The sequence below is a fragment of the Enterorhabdus sp. P55 genome, assembly GCF_009911695.1.
Taxonomy (GTDB): domain Bacteria; phylum Actinomycetota; class Coriobacteriia; order Coriobacteriales; family Eggerthellaceae; genus Enterorhabdus.
The window spans coordinates 1-819 of sequence record NZ_QWKK01000254.1; the positions used below are offsets into that span (position 1 = coordinate 1).

Annotated in this window: 1 protein-coding gene; it reads right to left on the reverse strand. The window is 36.4% G+C overall.

Features of this window, described 5'->3' with window-relative positions:
- Window positions 1–64: 64 nt before the first annotated feature.
- A complete protein-coding gene (locus D1643_RS11135; RefSeq protein ID WP_010890648.1) occupies window positions 65–745 on the reverse strand; it encodes an IS6-like element ISS1S family transposase in 681 nt (226 codons plus the stop codon).
- Window positions 746–819 lie beyond the last annotated feature (74 nt).

Below are 819 nucleotides of genomic sequence, written 5' to 3' on the forward strand. Positions count from 1 at the left end.
AATGGCCTCTGGTTCTGTTGCAAAGTTTAAAAATCAAATACAAGGTTTATAATCCTTCTTGTTCTTAAGCTAATATTCCCATTAAGACCTTAATCTCAGTAGATACCGAAAATCCGAAGAGCGTTCCATTTCTTCGGTTCTTTTTGTATATTCCTCGAATTGTTTCCATGCCCTTAATCGTGGTTGAGGCAGTTCGTAGACTTCGATAAAATTTATTGCGTCGTTTGATTGGTCGATGGTCTTGCTCAATGAGGTTATTGAGATACTTCACGGTTCGATGCTCTGTCTTAGTATATAAACCGTTACTCTGTAACTTTCTAAATGCAGAACCAATAGAGGGCGCTTTATCCGTGACAATTACTCTTGGTTGACCAAACTGTTTATGTAGTCGTTTCAAGAACGCATAAGCAGCTTGAGTATCCCGTTTCTTGCGTAGCCAGATGTCTAAAGTCAATCCATCCGCATCAATTGCACGATAGAGATAATGCCAACGACCTTTGATTTTGATATAAGTTTCATCCATTTTCCACGAATAGAAGGACTGTCTATTTTTCTTTTTCCAGAGATGATAGAGGACTTTACTGTATTCTTGTACCCAACGATAAATAGTTGTGTGACAAACGTTAATCCCACGATCATAAAGGAGTTCTTGAATTTCACGATAGCTTAGATTGTAACGTAGATAATAACCAACAGCGACAATAATCACATCTTTTTGAAATTGTTTACCTTTAAAATAGTTCATTGATATATCCTCGCTGTCATTTTTATTCATTTTACACTAAAATAGACTTATCAGAAAACTTTGCAACAGAACCC

Bases quoted from the DNA above. Each gene is read 5' to 3' on its own strand.
- D1643_RS11135 (WP_010890648.1), bottom strand. From the start codon at position 745: ATGAACTATTTTAAAGGTAAACAATTTCAAAAAGATGTGATTATTGTC.